This window comes from Vagococcus silagei (assembly GCF_004795745.1).
Lineage (GTDB): Bacteria > Bacillota > Bacilli > Lactobacillales > Vagococcaceae > Vagococcus > Vagococcus silagei.
In genome coordinates this window covers 26549-47238 of the sequence record NZ_SDGV01000014.1, presented here as the reverse complement: position 1 = coordinate 47238, position 20690 = coordinate 26549, and the positions used below count along the sequence as shown (strand labels likewise).

Sequence of the window (20690 nt, the reverse complement as noted above, 5' to 3'; positions counted from 1 at the left end):
ACAAACATGAGAAGAGTCGTAATTACAGGGATTGGTGCCGTAACTCCTCTTGGAAATACGGCCCAAGAAACGATGACAAATTTACGTGAAGGTAAAAATGGGATTGCACCCATCTCACGTTTTGATGCTAATGAAACAGGTATTACAGTTGCAGGTGAAGTGAAAGATTTCGATCCGACTTTATATATGGCAAAAAAAGATGTCAAACGTATGGATATGTATTCTGTTTATGCGATAGCTGCTGCCGAACAAGCTTTACAAGATTGTGGCTTAATCATTGATGAATCAAATGCGGACCGAGTGGGATCAATGGTCAGCTCAGGAATTGGTGGTATGGAAACTATTCAAAACCAAGTTATTCGCATGTCTAAAAAAGGGCCTAAACGAATTGCACCACTTTTCGTACCAATGGTGATTGGTAATATGGCAGCGGCCAACGTAGCAATCAAAATTGGTGCCAAAGGAAATTGTTCGTCGATTGTAACAGCATGTGCCTCTTCAACAAATGCCATTGGTGAAGCTTTCCGCGATATTAAGCATGGTTATGCTGATGTAGTCTTTGCTGGAGGAGCAGAAGCAACAATTTGTGAAATTGGCATTGGTGGTTTTGCTGCTTTAACAGCACTTTCAGAAGAAACAGATCCAACAATTGCATCTCGTCCTTTTGATAAAGATCGTGATGGTTTTGTAATGGGTGAAGGTAGTGCAATCTTAGTGCTTGAAGAATTGGAACATGCAAAAGCACGTGCCGCAAAAATTTATGCTGAAGTTGCAGGTTATGGATCAAACTGTGATGCACATCATATTACGAGTCCCAATGCTGATGGTTCTGGTGCCGGTAAATGTATGCTCTTAGCGATTGATGAAGCTGGTATTGCAAAAGAAGAAATTAGCTATATCAATGCTCATGGTACAAGCACACCAACTAATGACGGTGCTGAAACAACAGCTATTAAATATGCATTTGGCGATTATGCATATAAAATTCCAGTTTCAAGTACAAAAAGTATGGTTGGGCATCTTTTAGGTGCCGCTGGTGCAGTTGAAGCGCTAGCTTGTATTACAGCCTTAGAAAATGATGTGATTCCACCAACAATTGGTTTAGAAAATCCAGATGAAACATGTGATTTAGATTATGTACCAGGGCAACCACGCCAAACAGAAGTTAACTACACCTTAAGTAATTCACTTGGATTTGGTGGACATAATGCAGTCCTTTGTTTGAAGAAATGGCGAGGTAATTAAGATGATAACAAGTGAATTAATGGAACTATTAAATTTCTTTGACCAAAGTTCAATTCGAGAACTTGACTTGTCACTTGAAGATTTGGATTTATATTTGAGTAAACAAGAACAAGCCAGTCAAAGAAATTTCGAACAATCAACAACTGTTCCAACACCAGAAGCACCAGTCAGTTTGACTCCCACGCAAAAAGTGGAAGTACCGATTGTTGAAACTAAAACACCCGTGGAGGAAAGTGCTGTGAATCATGTGATTACTGCTCCGTTAGTTGGGGTAGCTTATACATCAAGTGATCCAAGTGCTACACCCTATAAAAAAGTAGGTGACACGGTCGCAGTGGGTGATACTGTGGCGATCATTGAAGCAATGAAAATTATGAATGAAATCAAAAGTGAGGTTGCAGGAGAAATTATTGAAATCTCATTCGAAAATGAAATGGTTGTTGAATTTGGACAACCGTTGTTTAAAGTGAAATAGGAGGCAGAATGATGCAATTAAACGTTCAAGAAATTATGGAGATTATTCCCAATCGCTACCCAATTATGATGGTAGACAAAGTAACTGAATTAGAACCAGGAAAATATGTTAAAGCCATTAAAAATGTGACTTACAACGAGCATTTCTTCCCTGGACATTTTCCAGGAGAGCCAGTGATGCCAGGCGTCTTAATTTTAGAAGCTCTTGCTCAAACAGGCTCAATTCCACTTTTAAAAAGTGAAGAATTTCAAGGTAAAACAGGCTATTTAGGTGGTATTGATAAAGTAAAATTCCGCCAAAAAGTGGTGCCAGGTGATGTTTTAGTAATGGAAATGGAAATTATTAAACGTAAAGGAAATATCGGTGTCGGCAAAGCAACAGCTAAAGTTGAAGATAAAGTTGTCTGTCAAGCCTTAATGACCTTTATTATTGGGGCATAGTCTGATGGCATTTGGAAAAGTATTAATTGCAAACCGTGGTGAAATTGCAGTTCGAATCATTCGTGCATGTCGTGAATTAGGCATTAAGACCGTTGCAGTCTTTTCCGAAGCGGACAAAGAAGCACTACATGTCGAACTTGCAGATGAAGCGATTTGTATCGGTAAAGCACGAGCAACCGATTCATATTTGAACATGCAACAAATTTTAAGTGCAGCCGTAGTAACCAATTCTGAAGCGATTCATCCTGGTTTTGGTTTTCTAGCGGAGAATAGTTTATTCGCACAAATGTGTGAAGACTGTCAAATTAAATTTATTGGTCCTAAAGGTAAAACAATTGATGAGATGGGTAATAAAATCAATGCCCGAACTCTGATGCAAAACGCTGGTGTTCCAGTCATTCCTGGAAGTAAAGGCGAAGTCTCCAATCTAATCGAGGCTGAAAAAATTGCCAAAGAAATTGGTTACCCTTTAATGTTGAAAGCTGCTGCGGGTGGTGGTGGCAAAGGGATTAGGAAAGTTTTAACATCATCAGAATTGGCAGAACAATTTCATTCGGCACAACAGGAAGCCTTAGCCTCATTTGGTAACGGGCAAATGTATATTGAAAAAATAATTTATCCAGCCAAACATATTGAAATTCAAGTTTTGGCCGATGAATATGGCAATGTCATCCATCTCGGTGAGCGTGATTGTTCCTTACAACGAAATAATCAAAAAGTTCTCGAGGAAGCACCTTCACTCACTCTGAGTGCTGAACTTAGGGACAAGATGGGGCAAGCGGCCTTGAAAGCCGCCTATGCGGTGAATTATGAAAATGCTGGTACCATCGAATTCCTAGTTGACGCTGATCAAAATTTCTACTTTATGGAAATGAATACCCGAATTCAAGTTGAGCACCCAGTAACAGAAATGGTGACAGGTGTTGATATTGTGAAATGGCAATTACAAATTGCGGCGGGTGAAAAGCTGTCCTTAAAACAAAGTGACATCGAATTAAAAGGGTTTGCAATTGAATGTCGGATTAACGCTGAAGATGCTACCCGAAATTTTGCCCCTGCACCAGGAAGAATTAAAAATTTATATTTACCGAGTGGTGGTATGGGTTTAAGGGTCGATAGTGGTGTGTATAGTGATTATTTAATTCCGCCATTTTATGATTCAATGATTGCCAAAGTGATTGTTCATGCTGAGACACGGATTGAAGCATTGAGAAAAATGCAACGCGCTTTAGGCGAACTTGTGACAGAAGGCGTGACAACCAATCAAGAATTTCAATTAGATTTAATTACACATCCTGATATTATTGCTGGCAAGTATGATACCAGTTTTTTAGGTGAAACATTTTTACCCACATGGGAACCGCAGAATGAATAGATTAAGAATGGAGGTGGCTTGATATGGGGTTATTTAAGAAAAGAAGATACATTAAAATCAATCCCTCCCATGTCACACCAGAAGTGCCAGTCGAAAAAAAAACAATTGTTCCAGATGGGATGTGGGAAAAATGTCCAAGTTGTCATGCGGCCATCTATACCAAGCAGATGGGGCAAGAAAAAATATGTACAGCTTGCGGATATGGCTTTAGGATTGGTGCCTTAGAACGTCTCACTTTAATTGCGGATGCTTTTGAAGTGTGGGATACAGATTTAGAAACGCAAGATCCCTTGGGATACCCAGGTTATCAAGAAAAAGTAGCTAAGAATAAAGAGATGACAGGTTTAGATGAAGCAGTTGTCACAGGAAAAATTAAGATTCAGAATCAAGAATGTGTAGTAGGCATCATGGATAGTCGCTTTATTATGGGGAGTATGAGTGCCGTCGTTGGTGAGAAAATCACCCGTGCCTTTGAAAAAGCAACTGAGTTAAAATTGCCAGTTGTGATGTTTACTGCATCAGGTGGAGCCAGAATGCAGGAAGGCATTATGTCGCTGATGCAAATGGCTAAAATTTCTGGAGCGGTAAAAGTTCATAGTGATGCGGGATTATTATATATTACTGTTTTGACAGATCCAACAACCGGAGGCGTAACTGCAAGTTTTGGGATGCAAGGCGATATTATTTTAGCCGAACCACAATCCATGATCGGCTTTGCGGGTCGTCGTGTGATTGAACAAACCATCCGTCAAGAATTACCAAAAGATTTTCAAAAAGCCGAGTTTCTTTTGGATCATGGCTTTGTTGATGCCATTGTGCCGCGAAATGAATTAAAAGCAACACTAGCTCAGTTACTGGCCTACCACAATCAAGGGAAACGGGAGGTAAGCCATGAAACTAAAAAAACAGGCAAGTGAAATTGTCAAACTCGCACGAAAAGCAGAAAGACTTACTTCACGCGAAATTATTGAAGTGATATTTGATACATTCTTTGAATGTCACGGAGATCGTTACTATGCCGATGATGCAGCCGTTGTAGGTGGAATCGCCACTCTTTCAGGTGAAACAGTCACAGTGATTGGCATTCAAAAAGGTCGTGATTTGACAGAAAATTTAGCGACTAATTTTGGCTCACCGCAACCTGAAGGGTATCGCAAAGCTTTGCGGTTAATGAAGCAAGCTGAAAAATTTAAGCGTCCGATTATCACATTTGTTGATACACCAGGAGCCTTTTGTGGAATTGAAGCGGAAGAGCGTGGTGAAGGTGAAGCAATTGCGCGAAATTTATATGAGATGAGTCACTTAAAAGTACCTGTCATCACTATTATGACTGGTGAAGGTGGTAGTGGTGGTGCTTTAGGCTTAGCAGTTGGCAATAAAGTTTGGATGTTAGAACACAGTATTTATTCAATTCTTTCACCGGAGGGATTTGCCTCGATACTTTGGAAAGATAGTTCAAAAGCAGATGAAGCAGCTAATTTAATGAAATTAACAGCTAATGACTTATTAGAATTAACTGTCATCGATGGCATTATTCCGGAAACGAAACGGCAAAAAGTTTTATCAAATGAGCAAATTTTCGCGAGTATGAAAAATGTGATTCAAACCGAATTAACAGAATTGTCGCGTTTAAGTTCAGACGAACTTGTTGCACAAAGATTAGCTCGATTTAGAAAATATTAAAAATAAAATAGCCTGAAAGAAAATACTGTTTGGTTTTCTTTCAGGCTATTCTATTGGTGCTTCCTCTGAGTTAGATAATTGGATCGGTATCAAATAAGGTAAACCCTCTTCCGACAACTTCGTTTGCACTAGTAATGGTAATAAAAGCTTCTGGATCTAGTGATAAAACGTGTTGTTTAATATTAATAAAATGTTGTTCACGAATAACAGTCATAATCATTTTTTTGGGGTCTTGATTTAACCCGCCTTCAATGGCTATGTATGTTATACCTAAACCTAAATCTTTGACTAGCGATCTGCCAATCACATCGTAATGATCTGAAATGATATAAATACTTTTCGAAAGGTCAGGACCGACTTGAACGGTATCAACCATACGACTTGCAAGATAAAGTGAAATAAGTGACACTAAAACAATTTGCAAATCAAAAACGAATAAAGCACATAAAATAACGAGGCCATCACAAAAACCAAGCAAAATGCCAATTCTTAAGTTGGTTACTTTTTGTAAAAGTAACGCTAAAATACTAGTGCCGCCTGTTGAGCCATTGCCTAAAAAGACGATCCCAACGCCTATCCCAACCGTTACGCCTCCGTAAAGACTTGCTAAAAGCGGGTCATTAACACCCAAATCAACGCCTTTAAGTAAAGAAACGAAGAGTGGACTGAGCATACTGCCTAAGAGACTTTTCACAAAGACTTCACGTCCAAGGAAAATTAAACAAAGAGCAAGTAGCAGCCCGTTTGCAACAAATAGTATCACACTTGGAGACCAACGTAGAGTTTCGTAAAGAATAATGGTCAAGCCGTTAATACCACCTGAGACAATTCGGTTCGGTAAGAGGAAGGCATTAAAGCCAAAAGCAACGATGAACGACCCTAATGTTATGAAAAACACATCAACGATACGTTTTCCAAAAAGATTGTGTAGTTTTTGAATCATAAACATCCCTCCAAGGACTTATCCTAACTGATTTAGATAGACTTAGCAATCTTTTTATATGATTTTTCTAGATTTTTTTCTGAAATAAAGATAAACGTCGATTAATCGTAATATAGATAGAAAAGTCTGACAATTATGAAGCATATAGTGAAACAATGGGACGTCTTATTAAAGTTAAAAATAGGTCTTGATTATATATAATACGTCATATATAATTGAATCAGTCGTATTATATATAGGAGGTATCACATGTCAAAGCAAGTCTATCAATTTAACGAAGGTCAAGCTTCAATGCGTGATTTATTAGGAGGAAAAGGAGCTAACTTAGCCGAAATGACTCGTTTAGGTTTACCCGTTCCCCCAGGATTTACAATTACAACGGAAGCATGTATTGAATATTTAGAAAATGGTAAAACAATTTCAACTGAATTAAAAAAAGAAATCGAACGTCATTTAGTTCTATTAGAAGACCAAGAAGGTAAGAAATTTGGTTCAAGTGAAGAGTTACTTTTAATATCAGTTAGAAGTGGTTCAAAATATTCAATGCCAGGAATGATGGATACTATTTTAAACTTAGGATTAAATGATGAAAGTGTAAAAGTTTTAGCAAAAATGACCAATAATGAAGTATTCGCTTATGATTGCTATCGCCGTTTAATTCAAATGTTTGGAAATGTTGTCTATGGAATTGATGGCCAACAATTTGAAAGTTTGCTTGATTTTTATAAATCAAAATATCGCGTTAAACAAGATTCAGATTTAACGAGTGACCAATTAAAAGATATCGTAGAAGATTTCAAACGTGTCTATTTAGAAAACAAACGTCAACCATTCCCACAAGATCCAAAAGAACAATTGCTTCAGGCAGTTGAAGCGGTCTTCTCATCTTGGAATAATGAACGTGCTTTTGTCTACCGTAATCTGCACAATATTGATCACTTTATTGGAACCGCTGTCAATATTCAAGCAATGGTCTTTGGTAATAGTGGTAATGAAAGTGGAACAGGAGTTGTGTTCTCACGCCATCCAGCTACTGGTGAAAAGGAACTGTTTGGTGAATATCTGATTAATGCTCAAGGTGAAGATGTGGTGGCTGGTATTCGTACACCACAAAGTATTCATCAATTGAAAAAAGATTTACCCGAGTGTTACGACGAACTAAATCGTCTAGTTAATCTTCTAGAAACTCATTATCTTGATATGCAAGATATTGAATTTACAATTGATAACAAAAAACTATATTTACTTCAAACACGTAACGGCAAGCGAACAGCTAAATCGGCGGTTAAGATTGCTGTTGATATGGTGAGCGAACGTTTAATTACGAAAGAAGAAGCGATTATGATGATTCGTCCAGAATCAATTGTAAGCTTATTATATCCAGTCTTTGATGAAAAAGCGTTAGCTGAAGCAACGTTAATTTCTGATAAAGGTCTGCCTGCAAGTCCGGGTTCTGCCACAGGTAAAGTTTACTTTGATGCTGACAGTGCAAAAGCTGCCGCAGCTTCAGGTGAAAAAGTTGTCTTAATTCGTCAAGAAACATCTCCGGAAGATATTGGTGGCATGGTAGTCAGTGAAGCAATTGTGACAAGTCGTGGTGGTATGACGTCGCATGCTGCTGTTGTAGCTCGTGGTATGGGGACATGTTGTGTGGCTGGTTGTTCGGAACTTGAAGTGAATGAATTAGTGAAACAAGTCACTTTCCCTGGTGGCGTTATTAAAGAAGGCGACGTTGTTTCAGTTGATGGTTCGGTTGGTGCTTTATATGTCGGTGCAATTGCACAAAATGTTGCTGAACAAGATGAAAACTTAGAAATGATACTAAAATGGTCACGTGAGTTAGCAAGGTTGGAAGTTCGTATGAATGCTGAAACAGTCAACGATATCCAAACAGGACTTGATTTCCACGCCAGCGGTATTGGTTTAATTCGTACAGAGCACATGTTCTTTGCTCCAGAAAGACTAAAAGAAATGCGTCGTTTTATCTTAGCAGATACATTTGATGAACGTAAAATGGCATTGAAAACTATTTTAATGTATCAAATTCAAGACTTTAAACAAATATTCGCTACAATTGGTGAAAAACCAGGTGTGATTCGTTTGCTTGATCCACCTTTACACGAATTTGTGCCAAGTAATGAAAAAGAGTTTGCGAAAATTGCGCAGGATCTAAATGTACCAGTTGAAAAAATTGCTTCAAAAGTTAACGAACTACATGAAATTAACCCAATGCTTGGACATCGTGGTTGTCGTCTGGCTGTTACCTATCCAGAACTTTACATTATGCAAGCAGAAGCAATCATAAAAAGTATCATTGCACTTAAAAAAGAAAAAGGCATTATCGTTGAGCCCGAAATTATGATACCATTAGTAGGCACTACAAAAGAATTAACACTACTTAAAGAAAAAATTGTGAACTATGTTGACCAATTGTTAAATGAAGAACAATGTCAGGTTGTTTATACAATTGGCACAATGATTGAGATTCCTCGTGCTTGCTTTATCGCAGATCAAATTGCTGAGTCGGCAGAATTCTTAAGCTTTGGTACCAATGACTTAACACAGTTGACATTTGGTTATTCAAGAGATGATGCAGGTAAGTTTATCCATCAATATCTTGAAGAAGGTATTCTAATGGATGACCCATTCCAAACAATTGATTTAGAGGGTGTTGGCGAATTAGTGCAAACGGCTGTAGTACGCGCAAGAAAAACACGTCCGGCAATTAAAATTGGTGTTTGTGGCGAATTAGGTGGTGACCCACGTTCAATCGACTTCTTTAACCGAATCGGCTTGGACTATGTGTCATGTTCACCATTCCGTTTACCAATTGCTTATATTGCAGCAGCAAGAAGCCAAATTGAGTTTCAAGAAAAGGTAGATGTGAATAAATAATAATGAGGGATGACGATGCAATTAAGTGAGCGCCAAAAAAAAATTATTGATATTGTTAAGAATAATGAACCAATTAGTGGGGACCGAATTGCAGAACAATTAGGTTTAACAAAACCAACACTAAGAAGTGATTTAGCTGTATTAACGATGACGGGCATACTAGATGCGAGACCAAAAGTGGGCTATGTTTATTCAGGCTTAACCTTTGATCCATTGTTACAAGATCAGTTATTTAAGACGCCGATTTCAAGTATGATGTCTTCACCAGTTCTTTGCTATCCAGATACATCTGTTCGAGATGCAACAACTTCACTATTTATGTATGACAGTGGTTCCTTGTATGTTGTCGATCCTGAAAGTAAAGCCCTTTTAGGTGTGGTCTCACGCAAAGATCTACTGAGAAGTTTATTAAATAATCACGATAACGATTTGGCGATTACAGTGATCATGTCACGCATGCCGAATTTAGTAACCGTAACTGAAGATACGACTGTCTTAAAAGCGGGAGAGTTGCTAGTGAAACATGAAGTTGATTCATTGCCAGTTCTTTCAGAAGATGGCCGCGATGTTGTCATCGGTAAAATCTCAAAAACAAGAATAATGGAACATTTTATCCAGATGGGGAGCGAAAAAGAATGAACCAACTACAAAAGAGACGCGAAAGTCCTTTAAAACTTTTTGTCATTTCAGATTCGATTGGAGAAACAGCACAACGTGTGATCCATGCAGTCTTAGCCCAATTTCCTGATTTAGACGAATATGAAGTGAAAACTTTTCCGTTTATCAATTCAAAAGAAGGCTTATTAGAAATTTGTCAGGATGCTTTAAATGAAAAAGCTGTTTTAGTGACAACAATGGTCGATCTTGAGTTAAATCAAGTTTGTCGGGAGTTTTGTGATAAAACAAGTTTAGAATTAGTTGACTATATGTCTGAGTTGATGGGGATCATTTCAAACAGAACACATATGGAGCCAATTTTCGAGAGTGGCTCACAATATCACTTGAACCAAGAATATTTCAAGCGTGTGGAGGCGGTTGAGTTTGCGGTTCGTTATGATGATGGAAAAGATGCGAAAGGTTTTAAAGATGCTGACATCGTTGTTTTGGGTGTTTCGCGTACATCTAAAACGCCACTTAGTATGTATTTAGCTAATAAATCATATAAAGTTGCCAATTTACCATTAATTCCTGAAGTGATGTTACCACATGAAATTGAGGATTTAAAAGGCAAAGTTGTCATTGGTTTAACAGCAAACGCGAATTACTTGATGAATGTTCGTCAAGCGCGTTTAAGTTCGTTAGGATTAGAAGGGCTATCTTCTTATGTTAAATTGGAAAGAATCAAAGAAGAATTGGCATATGCACGCGACGTTTTTGAAAAAACTGATGCCTATGAGATTGATGTCACAAATCAATCAATTGAAGAAACAGCACAAGCAGTAATAGAATATCACAATGATTTTTATCAAAAATAAAAAATAAATAAGTTTGTACCCAAATTTCACATTAAAGTTGAAATAAAAAGGAGTCAAGCTTTAAGTGTGGTATTTGGTTTAAAGGATGAGTCAGCTGACAAGTCATTCAAACAATTTTGTTTGAGTTTGTCAGCTGATTTTTTGTTGGATTTATTAGAACACTTGAAATGAGGTTGAGCTTTCTAAAAAAATAGTTTAAGGTAAATTAGAAGAAAGAGATAAGCTAAACGTATCTTTAGATAGAAGTAAATAAATGGATGAAGGATGTTTTGTAGAAATGAAAGAAGCACAAAAAATTTTAGCAGAGACGTTTGGCTATGAAACTTTTAGAGAAGGCCAAGAAGCTATTATATCGCTTATTTTGGCACAAGAAAATAGTTTGGGAATTATGCCAACAGGTGGTGGGAAATCGATTTGTTATCAGCTTCCAGCACTGATGTTAGATGGGTTAACACTTGTCGTGTCGCCACTAATTTCTTTAATGAAAGATCAAGTTGATGCCTTAAATGATATGGGCATTCCCGCAACGTATGTTAATAGTAGTCTGAATTATCAAGAAGTGAGTCACCGCTTTGGTTTAGCAGCGCGAGGCGAAGTAAAACTACTCTATGTTGCACCAGAACGTTTGGAATCGCCAGACTTTCTTGAAATGGTACGCCATACGCGAATTGATTTACTTGCAGTGGATGAAGCCCACTGTATTTCCCAATGGGGGCATGATTTTAGGCCAAGTTACTTAAAATTAGCAGAAACGATTCAAGTGATTCAACCCAAACCGACAATCGTCGCCCTAACAGCGACAGCAACTCCAGAAGTTGCGCAAGATATTTCTAAATTACTGGCTATCAGTCCGGAAAATCAAATCAAAACTGGCTTCGCACGTGAAAACCTAGCCTTTCAAGTGATGAAAGATCAAAATGATATTTATTTAATTGAGTATTTAAAAATGAATCAAGGTCAATCCGGCATTATTTATGCGAGTACACGTAAGGAAGTTGAACGTTTATATCGCTTGATTCATGCTGAAAACTTAAGTGTAGGGATGTATCACGGCGGGATGTCAGAGGTTGAGCGAACGAAGAATCAAGAGTTGTTCTCTTACGATAAACTCCAAATTATGGTGGCAACCAATGCTTTTGGAATGGGAATTAATAAAAGTAATGTCCGTTTTGTCGTCCATGCTCAAATACCAGGTAATTTAGAGTCTTATTATCAAGAAGCAGGACGTGCGGGTCGAGATGAATTGCCAAGTGAGGCAATCTTACTTTATCGCCCACAAGATGTTCAAATTCAACAATATTTTATCGATCAATCAGAGTCAGAATTAGAATATAAACAACATGAATATGAAAAACTGCGTGAAATGAATCAATATGTGCATACGCAAATGTGCTTACAACGCTTTATCTTACGTTATTTTGGTGAAGAGGGTGAAGATTGCGGTCGTTGTACAAACTGCTTGGATGACCGTGAATCTGTTGATATCACCGTTGATGCGCAAAAAGTGCTATCTTGTGTGAAAAGAATGGACGAAAAATTTGGTAAAGCGTTGATTGGTAAGGTACTAACAGGTTCCAAAGATCAAAAAATTAGTCAATGGCGTTTTGATCAACTCTCAACCTATGGCATTATGAAGCATTTAAGTCAAAAAGAAGTCAATCATTTGATTGATTTTCTAACAGCAGAGCAACTGTTAGTCCCATCAAAAGGACAATTTCCAACTTTATCTGTTTCGGCGACTGGTGTCGATGTGTTGTTAGGAAAAGAAAAAGTTTTCCGTAAGCAAGTGATGGTTCGAAAATTGGTTCAAGACGATGCGTTGTTTGAAAAATTAAGAGTCATTCGTTCTGATTTAGCATCTGAACAAAATCTACCACCATATGTTGTCTTTTCGGATAAAACTCTTCGCGAGTTTTCAGAAATCCAGCCTCAAACATCCGTTGAGTTTTTACAAATTAAAGGGGTAGGAAAAAATAAATTAGACAAATACGGTAAAATTTTTATGGATGCCATTCATGACTATCAACAGACGAAAGAGTCTGAATAAAAAAATTAGCGAGATTGTGACAGAAGTGTTCACCTTCAAAATTAAGAAGGAAATCATGAAAACTGCTTTTCAAATTTTTGTGATTTTCGGCTTATTTTGGAAGAAGCTACTTCCGTGACACCGTTTAGTTCGTAGGAAAGGGACTGTGCCGTATTTATGTCACAGTCCCTTAAAATAATGTGGTGTTTATTTAATTTGGTTTTTCTTACGCATTGATTTCGTCCAAAAACCACCTGAGATGTATTTGGGCTCGTAAGAAATAATGAAAGCACGCTCTTCAAATTCTTTGACAAGTTGATAAAGAGCACGTTCACGTTTTCGAGATGACAGAATTTCTAAGACAAGGCGTTCGCCGTCACGACCTTCACCAATACTTTGTGTGACACCATACCCTTCATCACGAATTTGATTGGCTAATTTTGAATGAATGTCAGGGTTATAAGGAATAATAACAGTTACCATAATATATCCAAGTGCTAAATAGTTTTCAATTTGAATCCCGACACTAATTCCGACAGCGTAACCCAACGCATAAACAAAAATGTTAACCGGGTTATCCATTCGATTTAAGACCAGCGATAAACCAACAATGTAGATGGTGATTTCTACCATGCTGACGAGTGGCGCAATGACTCGGTAACCTTTCATCGTCAACATGAAACGAATTGTGTTTAGTGTGATGTAACAAAAGTTAATCGAAAAAATCATTAATAATTCTTTGATATCCATAAGTGAGTCACTCCTTCTATATTCTCTGTATTAATAGTAGCATATTTGTGCGAAAATGAATTTAATTTGACGGATAATTTTGAGTATGTTATATTGCTTTTAGCAATTATAAGGGTGAGACAAATGGTTTTTATTAGACGAATTTGCTCTGAGCATATGAAATTTAGATGAAGCATACGTTCAGAGCTTAATGAAAGATTTCTTCATCACTACTTTAGAATAAGTGGAACGAAAAGACTGTTTTAATTAGTCTTATTTGATGATGCTTTTATTCTAGTAGTGATTGTAGAGAGGGCGATTGAGGGATGTGTTTCAATTGTCTTCTCTATTTTTATCTAGAATGAAAGTAGAGAGATTAAACGCAAGCCTACATCCGCGCTTAATCTCTTTTAATATGTATACGAAAGAAGGAGTAACAAAATGAGTATTTTAACAATTACAGATTTAAATTATGAATTACCAGATAAAGTTTTATATAAAGACAGTTCGTTACGTTTAAATAAAGGTGAACATTTAGGTTTAACTGGAAAAAATGGTGCCGGAAAATCGACACTATTAAAAATGATTCAAGGAGATGTTTTGCCGGATAGTGGTCAAATCATTTGGCAAAATAATATTCGCATTTCATACTTGGAGCAACAATTAACATATGCAGAGGGAGATACAATTTTTGACTATCTAAAAAATGCCTATGCCTACCTGTATGAAATTAATGATAAAATTCAAGCTTTGTATATGGAATATGCTGAATCATATGATGATGCATTGCTAGAAGAAATTGGAAGCTATCAAGAAACATTAGAAAATCATGATTTTTATAATATTGAAACCGAAATTGAGCGTGTTGCATCAGGTTTGGGCATTCAAGCGCTCGGTTTGGATCGTGAAGTCGACGCTTTAAGTGGGGGTCAACGCTCGAAAGTCTCTTTAGCAAAATTATTACTTGAAAAAGGGGATGTCTTCTTATTAGATGAGCCAACCAACTATTTAGATGTGGAACATATTACTTGGTTAGCCGATTACTTAAATCAATTAGAAGATAGTTATATTGTGATTTCCCATGATCGTGATTTTCTAAATCGTGTGACAAATTGTATTTGTGATATTGAGTTTCAAACTTTAACAAAATATACAGGTTCTTTTGAAGCTGCGATGAAGCAAAAAGAAGCCCAACAAGAACATCTACACCGTGAATATGAAAAACAACAAAAAGAAATTGATAAGTTAGAAAATTATATTCGTAAATATAAAGCGGGTAGTCGTTCAACAATGGCGAAAAGTCGTGAAAAACAATTAAATAAAATTGACCGCTTAACACCACCAGTTTCTCCAAAACCTGGCCATTTCCACTTCCCTTATACTGCATCACATGGCAGTTTAGTTGTTGAAACAAAACGTTTGGAAATTGGTTATAAAAAAGCTTTATTACCACCAATCAATTTATTGGTTAAAAATGGTGAGAAAATTGCAATTAATGGTTTTAACGGGATTGGTAAATCAACCTTACTTAAAACGTTAATTCAGGAAATTCCAGCTATTGCTGGTGAAGTGGAATTATCACGAGAAGCAAAAATTAGTTATTTCTCTCAAGATTTACACTGGGAAAATCCACATCAATCAGCTTTTGATTGGATTAAGGAACAGTTTCCAAAATTAAATAATAAAGAAGTGCGTCGCTATTTGTCTCGTAGTGGGATTGTTGATGATAATGTGACGAAAGATTTAGATCAATTAAGTGGTGGAGAACAAACCAAAGTTAAACTTTGTGGTTTAACACTGCAAAAAAGTAACTTCTTAATTCTTGATGAGCCAACTAACCATTTAGATCAAGGGACTAAAGATGGTTTGAAACGTGCATTAAAAGATTATCAAGGAACATTAATTGTCGTTTCGCATGAACCAGATTTCTATACTGGTTTAGTTGACAAGCAGTTTGATGTTGAAAGCAATCAAATGAAATTTGTCTAAGCAAATATGTGTTTTAAAACGTCTTTTCACAATTTAAGTGAAAGGCGTTTTTTATTGGTTTTTTTACATTAAAAATGATGAGATATTTTTGTTGAAATTCTCAAACATGTGTTAGACTATTCTTAAGATGCATTAGATAAATTCAGTACAGCTAGGAGGAATGATTATGTTTTCAAAAGTAACAAGAGAGCAACACCTAGAACGTATGAAAGAAGAGCAATTAGATGTCTTAGTGATTGGTGGCGGTATTACTGGTGCAGGCATTGTTTTGGATGCGGTTACACGAGGGCTTAATGTTGGCTTGGTTGAGATGCGTGATTTTGCTTCAGGCACTTCAAGCCGCTCGACAAAATTAGTCCACGGTGGTTTACGTTATTTGGCTCAATTTGATGTCAAAACCGTTGCTGAAGTAGGAAAAGAACGTGAAATTGTTTATCAAAACGCACCCCATGTTACAACACCAGTCAAAATGATGCTACCCTTCTATAAAGGTGGCACGTTTGGTTCATTGACAACCGGAATAGGCTTAGATATATACGACCGTTTGGCCCAAGTAAAAAAAGCTGAGCGTAAATTTATGCTAGATAGTGAAGATGCTTTAAAAAGAGAACCGATTCTCCAAAAAAATAATCTTGCTGGGGCAGGAGTTTATGTTGAATATCGGACTGATGATAGTCGTTTAACATTAGAGGTTATCAAGAAAGCGAATGACTTAGGTGCGAGTCTGGCAAACTATGTTAAAGTAGTGAAATTACTTTATCGTCAAGACACGAACCAACTAATAGGTGTCCGTGTCTTCGATGAAATAAATAAAGAAGAATTTACGATTCACGCGAAACGTATTATTAATGCAGCTGGACCATGGGTTGATAATTTACGTGAGTTAGATCATTCTAAAGAAAACAAATATTTACATCTGACAAAAGGGGTTCATATTGTCGTTGATCACAAAAAATTTCCGATTCAAAATGCTTTATATTTTGATACTCCATTCAACGATGGCCGGATGATGTTTGCGATACCACGCGGAGAGAAAGTTTACGTAGGCACGACAGATACATTTTATGAAAAAAATCCAGCCGAACCTGAAATAAAACGCGCCGATGTTACATATATTTTAGATGCCATTAATCAAATGTTTAATATTCAGGCACTCACAATTGATGACATTGAATCGGCATGGGCTGGCGTTCGTCCATTGATTCACCAAGCTGGGAAAGATCCTTCTGAGATTTCGCGTCGTGATGAAATATTCCATTCTACAAGTGGCCTTTATTCAATTGCAGGTGGAAAATTAACTGGCTATCGTAAAATGGCCGAAACAATTATGGATCAAGTTTTGAAAGATTTATCCGAAAATGAAGGGATTCCTTATTTAGATTGTCAAACACGGACTGTCTCTTTATCAGGTGGAACAGATTGTGGTTATCCGGCTTACGATCAAATGATTATGAAATTAACGCAGCAAGGTGTGACTCACTATAATTTAGATAAGCAAGTCGCGAAAGAAGTGGTAGCACATTATGGTACCAACGCAAAATTGGTCTTTGACTTTCTCCTAGAAGATAATCCATCAACGTTAACCGATATTTGTTTTGCTAAACTACGTTACGCTTTAGAATATGAAATGACCTTGCACCCAATTGATTTCTTGCTGCGTCGTACTGGCTTGATGTTGTTTGATATTGCGGAGTGTCGTGCGATTGAAGCCGAAGTGATAAATTATATGGCCAGCTATTATGATTGGAATGATGCACAGAAAGAAAAAATCATAGCAGAAGTAGCCACAGAATTTGAACGTCACACACAATTTAATTATTAATTTTTTAGATAAAGTTGTTTTCGATGTAAGTTAATCGGAAGCAACTTTTTTATTAATTACTTTTTGTAAGCAAATTATTTTGGATTTGATCTTAAAAGCGGTACACTATTTTTATCAAAGAAAGAGTGGGGAATGAACGTTATGAAAATTGAGATTTGGTCAGATTTTTTATGTCCATTTTGTTATATCGGTAAGAGAAAGTTAGAAATGGCTTTAGCACAGTTACCTTTTATTAAAGATCCTGAAATTGTTTATAAAAGCTTTGAATTAAATCCAGAAGCCTCTTTATTTAATGGCACTAAAATTGAAGTTGAATTGGCTGCTAAGTACGGCATGTCGATCGATCAAGCGCGCCAAAATAATCAACAAATTAAACAGGTAGCTGCAGAAGTTGGTTTAGCATTTGATTTTGAGGCGATGAAACCAACAAATAGTTTGGCGGCTCATCGTTTAGCAAAATATGCGAAAACAACAGCCTTTGAAACTGAATTTGTAGAAGCTTTATATCAAGCTTATTTTGAAGAGGGACAACTAATTAGTGATGCTGAAGTTCTAAGTGCAATTGCTGTCGAAGCTGGTTTGGACAAAGTAGCAGTACAAGAAGTTTTAGCAGATGATTCACGTTATCTTGCTGAAGTTCGTCAGGATGAAAATGAGGCTTATCAATTTGGTATTTCAAGTGTCCCATATTTTGTTTTAGATCAAAAATTTGCGATTCAAGGCGCACAACCAATGGAAATTTTTATTAAAGCATTAACGGATGTGTGGGCTGAAGGTAATGCGACCGATTCGATTCAACAACAAAGTGATATGATGTGTGATGAAACAGGATGTGAAATAAAGAAAAGCTAAATCCGTTTTAGGGATTTAGCTTTTTTCTTTATTATTTTTATCTTTGCTCGTTTCATTAAGAAACTTTTGTGCGAGATGGTTAAACTGATTAGGTCGTAAAAATGGGATAGAGTGTGGTGTGTTTTTAAACGTTGTAAAGAAAGCATTTGGTAATTTTGACGCAAATTCTTTAATTTGTTGCGGTTCCATAATATCATACTCACCCACGACAATCAGAGTCGGGATATCCCAGTCTTTAAATTGATATTTAAAAATAGGTAAGTCGGTCATTGCCAGACGAATGACACGCGCTTTTTTCTTCAGTTTTAAGATATTTTTTGTAAATGAATAAGAAATTCTCGAAGCTGTTCGTGACACAAATTTTAGTTGATCAAATGTGATATTTGGTGAAACCAAAATAATGCGGTCTACTAGCTGTCGATAATAACTACTAAATGTTAAGGCAATATTTGCCCCATCACTAAAGCCAATAAATGAGACTTTTTCTATTTTTTCATTTTTTAATATGGCACGGATATCAGACATGATTTGTCCAAAAGTGAGATGATCAGAACGATTAATCGAGCGACCGTGATCACGTGTATCCATTAAAATAAGCTGATACTTATTTTTAAAGAAATCAATTTGTTTCTTAAAATAGCGATGATTACTACTATTACCATGGATAAAGAAAAGAGGTTGTCCTTCACCAATTACTTCGTAGAAAATTGTACCGCCATCTGCAGTTGAAATCATTTTTTCCATATTTATCACCTTCAAAGCGAATTATTTTTTTAGTTCATAAATTTTGGACGGACGTCCAACACCTATTGCTTTTTGTCCTACTTCATTAAAGTAAGGAAGGAGAGCTTTCTTGAAATTAGAATGATCTAAATCTCGATAGTCGACCCCTAAAAATTTTGCATAAACTTTACGTGCTTCTGTGATTGTAAAGTTTTCCCCTAGAACGCGTAATACTTGTGGTTCATGAAACATTTTGTTGCAGACACGATTAAAAGCTTTCGTTACGATTTCAGCGTGGTCAAAAGCAAGAGAGTCTTTACCTAATGACTCACCATCAATTAAATTGAGTTTAATCTGTGTTTTATTTGGATTGGATAAAACCAATAAGTTAGCAGTGCGTTTAATTGATAACCAAGAAGCTTCATTTGCTTCTAAACCAGCTTTTAGTGGTTCTTCGCCGATAAATGCCAAATAACTAACTGTAATCACCCAACCACGTGGATCTCGGTCTGGACGACTGAAAGTGTGCAGTTGTTCAATATTCGAGCGTGTAATTGAGACGCCTGTTTCAGCATAGGTCTGTCTAATACAGCATTCTGATGTTGCTTCTTGTTGATTGACAAAACCGCCCGGTAGTGCCCATGAATATTGGTACGGGTGTGTATTTCTCTTAATTAAAAGAACTTTTAAATCATCCTCTTCTCTATTATAACAGAAAAGAACGATATCGACCGTGACAGAGGGTACCTCTTGGGTCGGAAAATGTTGATTTTTATACCAACTGAGGAACTCTTTTTCAGAAACTTGTGTTTCAAAATAGTGCTGTTCTTCAGTCTTAGATTGAAATGATACCATACTTGCCAACCTTTCTAAATTATCAGTAAATAGTACTATAACAGTATCATTTTAAGCCGAAAAAATCATCTGTTTTGCTAATTTTTTTGATGATTTTAACAATTGAAGGAAATGTTTTCAAAATTTTTAATAATTAGTGGTTTCACAAGCTTGTGAAAGGGTTTTATGATAAGATTAAATAAAAATGGAATGTAGAAAGGGTATTGATAAATGAGTATGTCAAAAGACCAATTAAGCGTTGAAGCTGCTAAATTGTATTACCAATTAGAATACGGCCAACAACAAATTGCGAAAGAATTAAATATCTCAAGACCAACAGTTTCTAGACTTTTAAAACATGCTAAAGATAATGGATTTGTGACGATTACAATTACAGATCCATTTAATGAAACAGTTGTGTTAGCCAATAAATTAAAAGAGAAGTTTGGCTTAAAAGAAGTTCGTATCGCTCAAACACCGAGTGAAAACTATGATCTTATTATTGATCAAATCAGTACCGAAGCAGCAACATTCCTTGATGAAGTGATTGTTGATGGTGACACAATTGGAATAGGGTGGGGAACCACAATCTATGAAGTTGCCAAAAAATTAAGTCACAATCAATTAAAAAATGTGCAAGTTGTTCAGCTAAAAGGCAGTATCACTCATTCTAAAGTGAACACATATGCACATGAAACTTTATCATTATTTGCAGATAGCTATCATACAACAGGAACGGCTTTACCTTTACCTGTTATTTTTGATAATAGTGAAGTGAAACATGTTGTCGAACAAGACCGTCATATCCAACATATTATGACGTTACAAGAAGAAGCGAATATTGCCATCTATACAGTGGGAACGACGCGCGAAGAAGCACTTCTGTTTCAGCTAGGCTATTTAACCGATGCTCAACGTGAGAATCTCCAAGAAAAAGCAGTTGGTGACATTTGTTCACGTTTTTACAATCAAGAGGGAAAAATTGCCTCAGAAGAGATAAATGATCGAACAATTGGTATCGAACTATCTGAACTACATAAAAAAGAGCTTTCGATTTTAGTTGCGGGAGGCGAGCACAAGCTTGACGCAATCAAAGGAGCATTACGGGGAAACTACGTCAATACACTGATTACTGACTATTGGACTGCAGAAAAACTGGCGGATTGAAAATAATTTCATTTTGT

18 protein-coding genes are annotated in these 20690 nt (G+C 36.6%); 14 read left to right on the top strand and 4 right to left on the bottom strand.

Annotated features, from left to right (window positions below; all coding sequences use genetic code 11):
• Positions 1-6: 6 nt before the first annotated feature.
• From fabF to ESZ54_RS05810, 6 genes are read left to right on the top strand one after another with little or no spacing between them, the layout of a single operon-like run.
• Entirely contained in the window at positions 7-1245 is a 1239-nt protein-coding gene (fabF, locus tag ESZ54_RS05835) for a beta-ketoacyl-ACP synthase II (protein ID WP_136136728.1), read from the top strand.
• Position 1246: 1 nt separating this feature from the next.
• Entirely contained in the window at positions 1247-1720 is a 474-nt protein-coding gene (gene accB / locus ESZ54_RS05830) for an acetyl-CoA carboxylase biotin carboxyl carrier protein (RefSeq protein WP_136136727.1), read from the top strand.
• Positions 1721-1728: 8 nt separating this feature from the next.
• The gene (gene fabZ / locus ESZ54_RS05825) at positions 1729-2160 is read left to right on the top strand and encodes a 3-hydroxyacyl-ACP dehydratase FabZ (RefSeq protein ID WP_136136726.1); all 432 of its coding nucleotides are present in this window, start codon (positions 1729-1731) and stop codon (positions 2158-2160) included.
• A gap of 4 nt (positions 2161-2164) precedes the next feature.
• The gene (locus ESZ54_RS05820; protein WP_136136725.1) at positions 2165-3535 is read left to right on the top strand and encodes an acetyl-CoA carboxylase biotin carboxylase subunit; all 1371 of its coding nucleotides are present in this window, start codon (positions 2165-2167) and stop codon (positions 3533-3535) included.
• Between the two features lie 23 nt (positions 3536-3558).
• Positions 3559-4452 carry an acetyl-CoA carboxylase, carboxyltransferase subunit beta gene (gene accD, locus ESZ54_RS05815; RefSeq protein ID WP_136136724.1) on the top strand — a complete coding sequence of 298 codons (894 nt, stop codon included), beginning with the start codon at positions 3559-3561 and terminating at the stop codon, positions 4450-4452.
• On the top strand, positions 4427-5218 hold the full coding sequence (locus ESZ54_RS05810) for an acetyl-CoA carboxylase carboxyltransferase subunit alpha (protein WP_136136723.1): 792 nt from the start codon (positions 4427-4429) through the stop codon (positions 5216-5218). Before accD ends, ESZ54_RS05810 begins: the two co-directional genes overlap by 26 nt.
• 70 nt (positions 5219-5288) lie before the next feature.
• On the opposite strand, the gene ESZ54_RS05805 is transcribed toward ESZ54_RS05810, so the two are convergent.
• Positions 5289-6161, bottom strand: a complete 873-nt coding sequence (locus tag ESZ54_RS05805) for a YitT family protein (RefSeq protein ID WP_162615110.1) — start codon at positions 6159-6161, stop codon at positions 5289-5291.
• A gap of 249 nt (positions 6162-6410) precedes the next feature.
• Between ESZ54_RS05805 and ppdK the strand changes: the two genes are divergently transcribed.
• The 4 genes from ppdK to recQ all read left to right on the top strand — a co-directional run bounded on the left by ppdK (position 6411) and on the right by recQ (position 12578).
• A complete protein-coding gene (gene ppdK / locus ESZ54_RS05800; protein WP_136136721.1) occupies positions 6411-9056 on the top strand; it encodes a pyruvate, phosphate dikinase in 2646 nt (881 codons plus the stop codon).
• A 15-nt stretch (positions 9057-9071) separates the two neighbouring features.
• Positions 9072-9695: a helix-turn-helix transcriptional regulator gene (locus ESZ54_RS05795; protein WP_136136720.1), complete on the top strand. Its 624-nt coding sequence runs from the start codon at positions 9072-9074 to the stop codon at positions 9693-9695.
• The gene (locus ESZ54_RS05790) at positions 9692-10531 is read left to right on the top strand and encodes a pyruvate, water dikinase regulatory protein (RefSeq protein WP_136136719.1); all 840 of its coding nucleotides are present in this window, start codon (positions 9692-9694) and stop codon (positions 10529-10531) included. The genes ESZ54_RS05795 and ESZ54_RS05790 overlap by 4 nt, the downstream gene beginning before the upstream one ends.
• 277 nt (positions 10532-10808) lie before the next feature.
• On the top strand, positions 10809-12578 hold the full coding sequence (gene recQ / locus ESZ54_RS05785; RefSeq protein WP_136136718.1) for a DNA helicase RecQ: 1770 nt from the start codon (positions 10809-10811) through the stop codon (positions 12576-12578).
• 186 nt (positions 12579-12764) lie between these two features.
• On the opposite strand, the gene ESZ54_RS05780 is transcribed toward recQ, so the two are convergent.
• A complete protein-coding gene (locus tag ESZ54_RS05780; protein ID WP_136136717.1) occupies positions 12765-13307 on the bottom strand; it encodes a DUF2179 domain-containing protein in 543 nt (180 codons plus the stop codon).
• A gap of 420 nt (positions 13308-13727) precedes the next feature.
• On the opposite strand from ESZ54_RS05780, the gene ESZ54_RS05775 reads away from it, so the two are divergent.
• From ESZ54_RS05775 to ESZ54_RS05765, 3 genes are all read left to right on the top strand, one after another.
• Complete coding sequence (locus tag ESZ54_RS05775) at positions 13728-15275, top strand: ABC-F family ATP-binding cassette domain-containing protein (protein WP_136136716.1); 1548 nt, start codon at positions 13728-13730, stop codon at positions 15273-15275.
• Positions 15276-15441: 166 nt separating this feature from the next.
• Positions 15442-17097, top strand: coding sequence for a glycerol-3-phosphate dehydrogenase/oxidase (locus tag ESZ54_RS05770; RefSeq protein ID WP_239433753.1), 1656 nt, complete (start codon positions 15442-15444; stop codon positions 17095-17097).
• Between the two features lie 141 nt (positions 17098-17238).
• A complete protein-coding gene (locus ESZ54_RS05765) occupies positions 17239-17949 on the top strand; it encodes a DsbA family oxidoreductase (RefSeq protein WP_162615109.1) in 711 nt (236 codons plus the stop codon).
• Between the two features lie 15 nt (positions 17950-17964).
• Here ESZ54_RS05765 and ESZ54_RS05760 read toward each other — a convergent pair whose 3' ends face one another.
• Positions 17965-18693 carry an alpha/beta fold hydrolase gene (locus ESZ54_RS05760; RefSeq protein ID WP_136136713.1) on the bottom strand — a complete coding sequence of 243 codons (729 nt, stop codon included), beginning with the start codon at positions 18691-18693 and terminating at the stop codon, positions 17965-17967.
• Between the two features lie 21 nt (positions 18694-18714).
• Positions 18715-19527, bottom strand: a complete 813-nt coding sequence (locus tag ESZ54_RS05755; RefSeq protein WP_136136712.1) for an NUDIX domain-containing protein — start codon at positions 19525-19527, stop codon at positions 18715-18717.
• 210 nt (positions 19528-19737) lie between these two features.
• Between ESZ54_RS05755 and ESZ54_RS05750 the strand changes: the two genes are divergently transcribed.
• A complete protein-coding gene (locus tag ESZ54_RS05750) occupies positions 19738-20673 on the top strand; it encodes a sugar-binding transcriptional regulator (protein ID WP_136136711.1) in 936 nt (311 codons plus the stop codon).
• The last annotated feature ends 17 nt before the right edge of the window (positions 20674-20690 follow it).

Bases quoted from the DNA above. Each gene is read 5' to 3' on its own strand.
- fabF (WP_136136728.1), top strand. From the start codon at position 7: ATGAGAAGAGTCGTAATTACAGGGATTGGTGCCGTAACTCCTCTTGGA.
- accB (WP_136136727.1), top strand. From the start codon at position 1,247: ATGATAACAAGTGAATTAATGGAACTATTAAATTTCTTTGACCAAAGT.
- fabZ (WP_136136726.1), top strand. From the start codon at position 1,729: ATGATGCAATTAAACGTTCAAGAAATTATGGAGATTATTCCCAATCGC.
- ESZ54_RS05820 (WP_136136725.1), top strand. From the start codon at position 2,165: ATGGCATTTGGAAAAGTATTAATTGCAAACCGTGGTGAAATTGCAGTT.
- accD (WP_136136724.1), top strand. From the start codon at position 3,559: ATGGGGTTATTTAAGAAAAGAAGATACATTAAAATCAATCCCTCCCAT.
- ESZ54_RS05810 (WP_136136723.1), top strand. From the start codon at position 4,427: ATGAAACTAAAAAAACAGGCAAGTGAAATTGTCAAACTCGCACGAAAA.
- ESZ54_RS05805 (WP_162615110.1), bottom strand. From the start codon at position 6,161: ATGATTCAAAAACTACACAATCTTTTTGGAAAACGTATCGTTGATGTG.
- ppdK (WP_136136721.1), top strand. From the start codon at position 6,411: ATGTCAAAGCAAGTCTATCAATTTAACGAAGGTCAAGCTTCAATGCGT.
- ESZ54_RS05795 (WP_136136720.1), top strand. From the start codon at position 9,072: ATGCAATTAAGTGAGCGCCAAAAAAAAATTATTGATATTGTTAAGAAT.
- ESZ54_RS05790 (WP_136136719.1), top strand. From the start codon at position 9,692: ATGAACCAACTACAAAAGAGACGCGAAAGTCCTTTAAAACTTTTTGTC.
- recQ (WP_136136718.1), top strand. From the start codon at position 10,809: ATGAAAGAAGCACAAAAAATTTTAGCAGAGACGTTTGGCTATGAAACT.
- ESZ54_RS05780 (WP_136136717.1), bottom strand. From the start codon at position 13,307: ATGGATATCAAAGAATTATTAATGATTTTTTCGATTAACTTTTGTTAC.
- ESZ54_RS05775 (WP_136136716.1), top strand. From the start codon at position 13,728: ATGAGTATTTTAACAATTACAGATTTAAATTATGAATTACCAGATAAA.
- ESZ54_RS05770 (WP_239433753.1), top strand. From the start codon at position 15,442: ATGTTTTCAAAAGTAACAAGAGAGCAACACCTAGAACGTATGAAAGAA.
- ESZ54_RS05765 (WP_162615109.1), top strand. From the start codon at position 17,239: ATGAAAATTGAGATTTGGTCAGATTTTTTATGTCCATTTTGTTATATC.
- ESZ54_RS05760 (WP_136136713.1), bottom strand. From the start codon at position 18,693: ATGGAAAAAATGATTTCAACTGCAGATGGCGGTACAATTTTCTACGAA.
- ESZ54_RS05755 (WP_136136712.1), bottom strand. From the start codon at position 19,527: ATGGTATCATTTCAATCTAAGACTGAAGAACAGCACTATTTTGAAACA.
- ESZ54_RS05750 (WP_136136711.1), top strand. From the start codon at position 19,738: ATGAGTATGTCAAAAGACCAATTAAGCGTTGAAGCTGCTAAATTGTAT.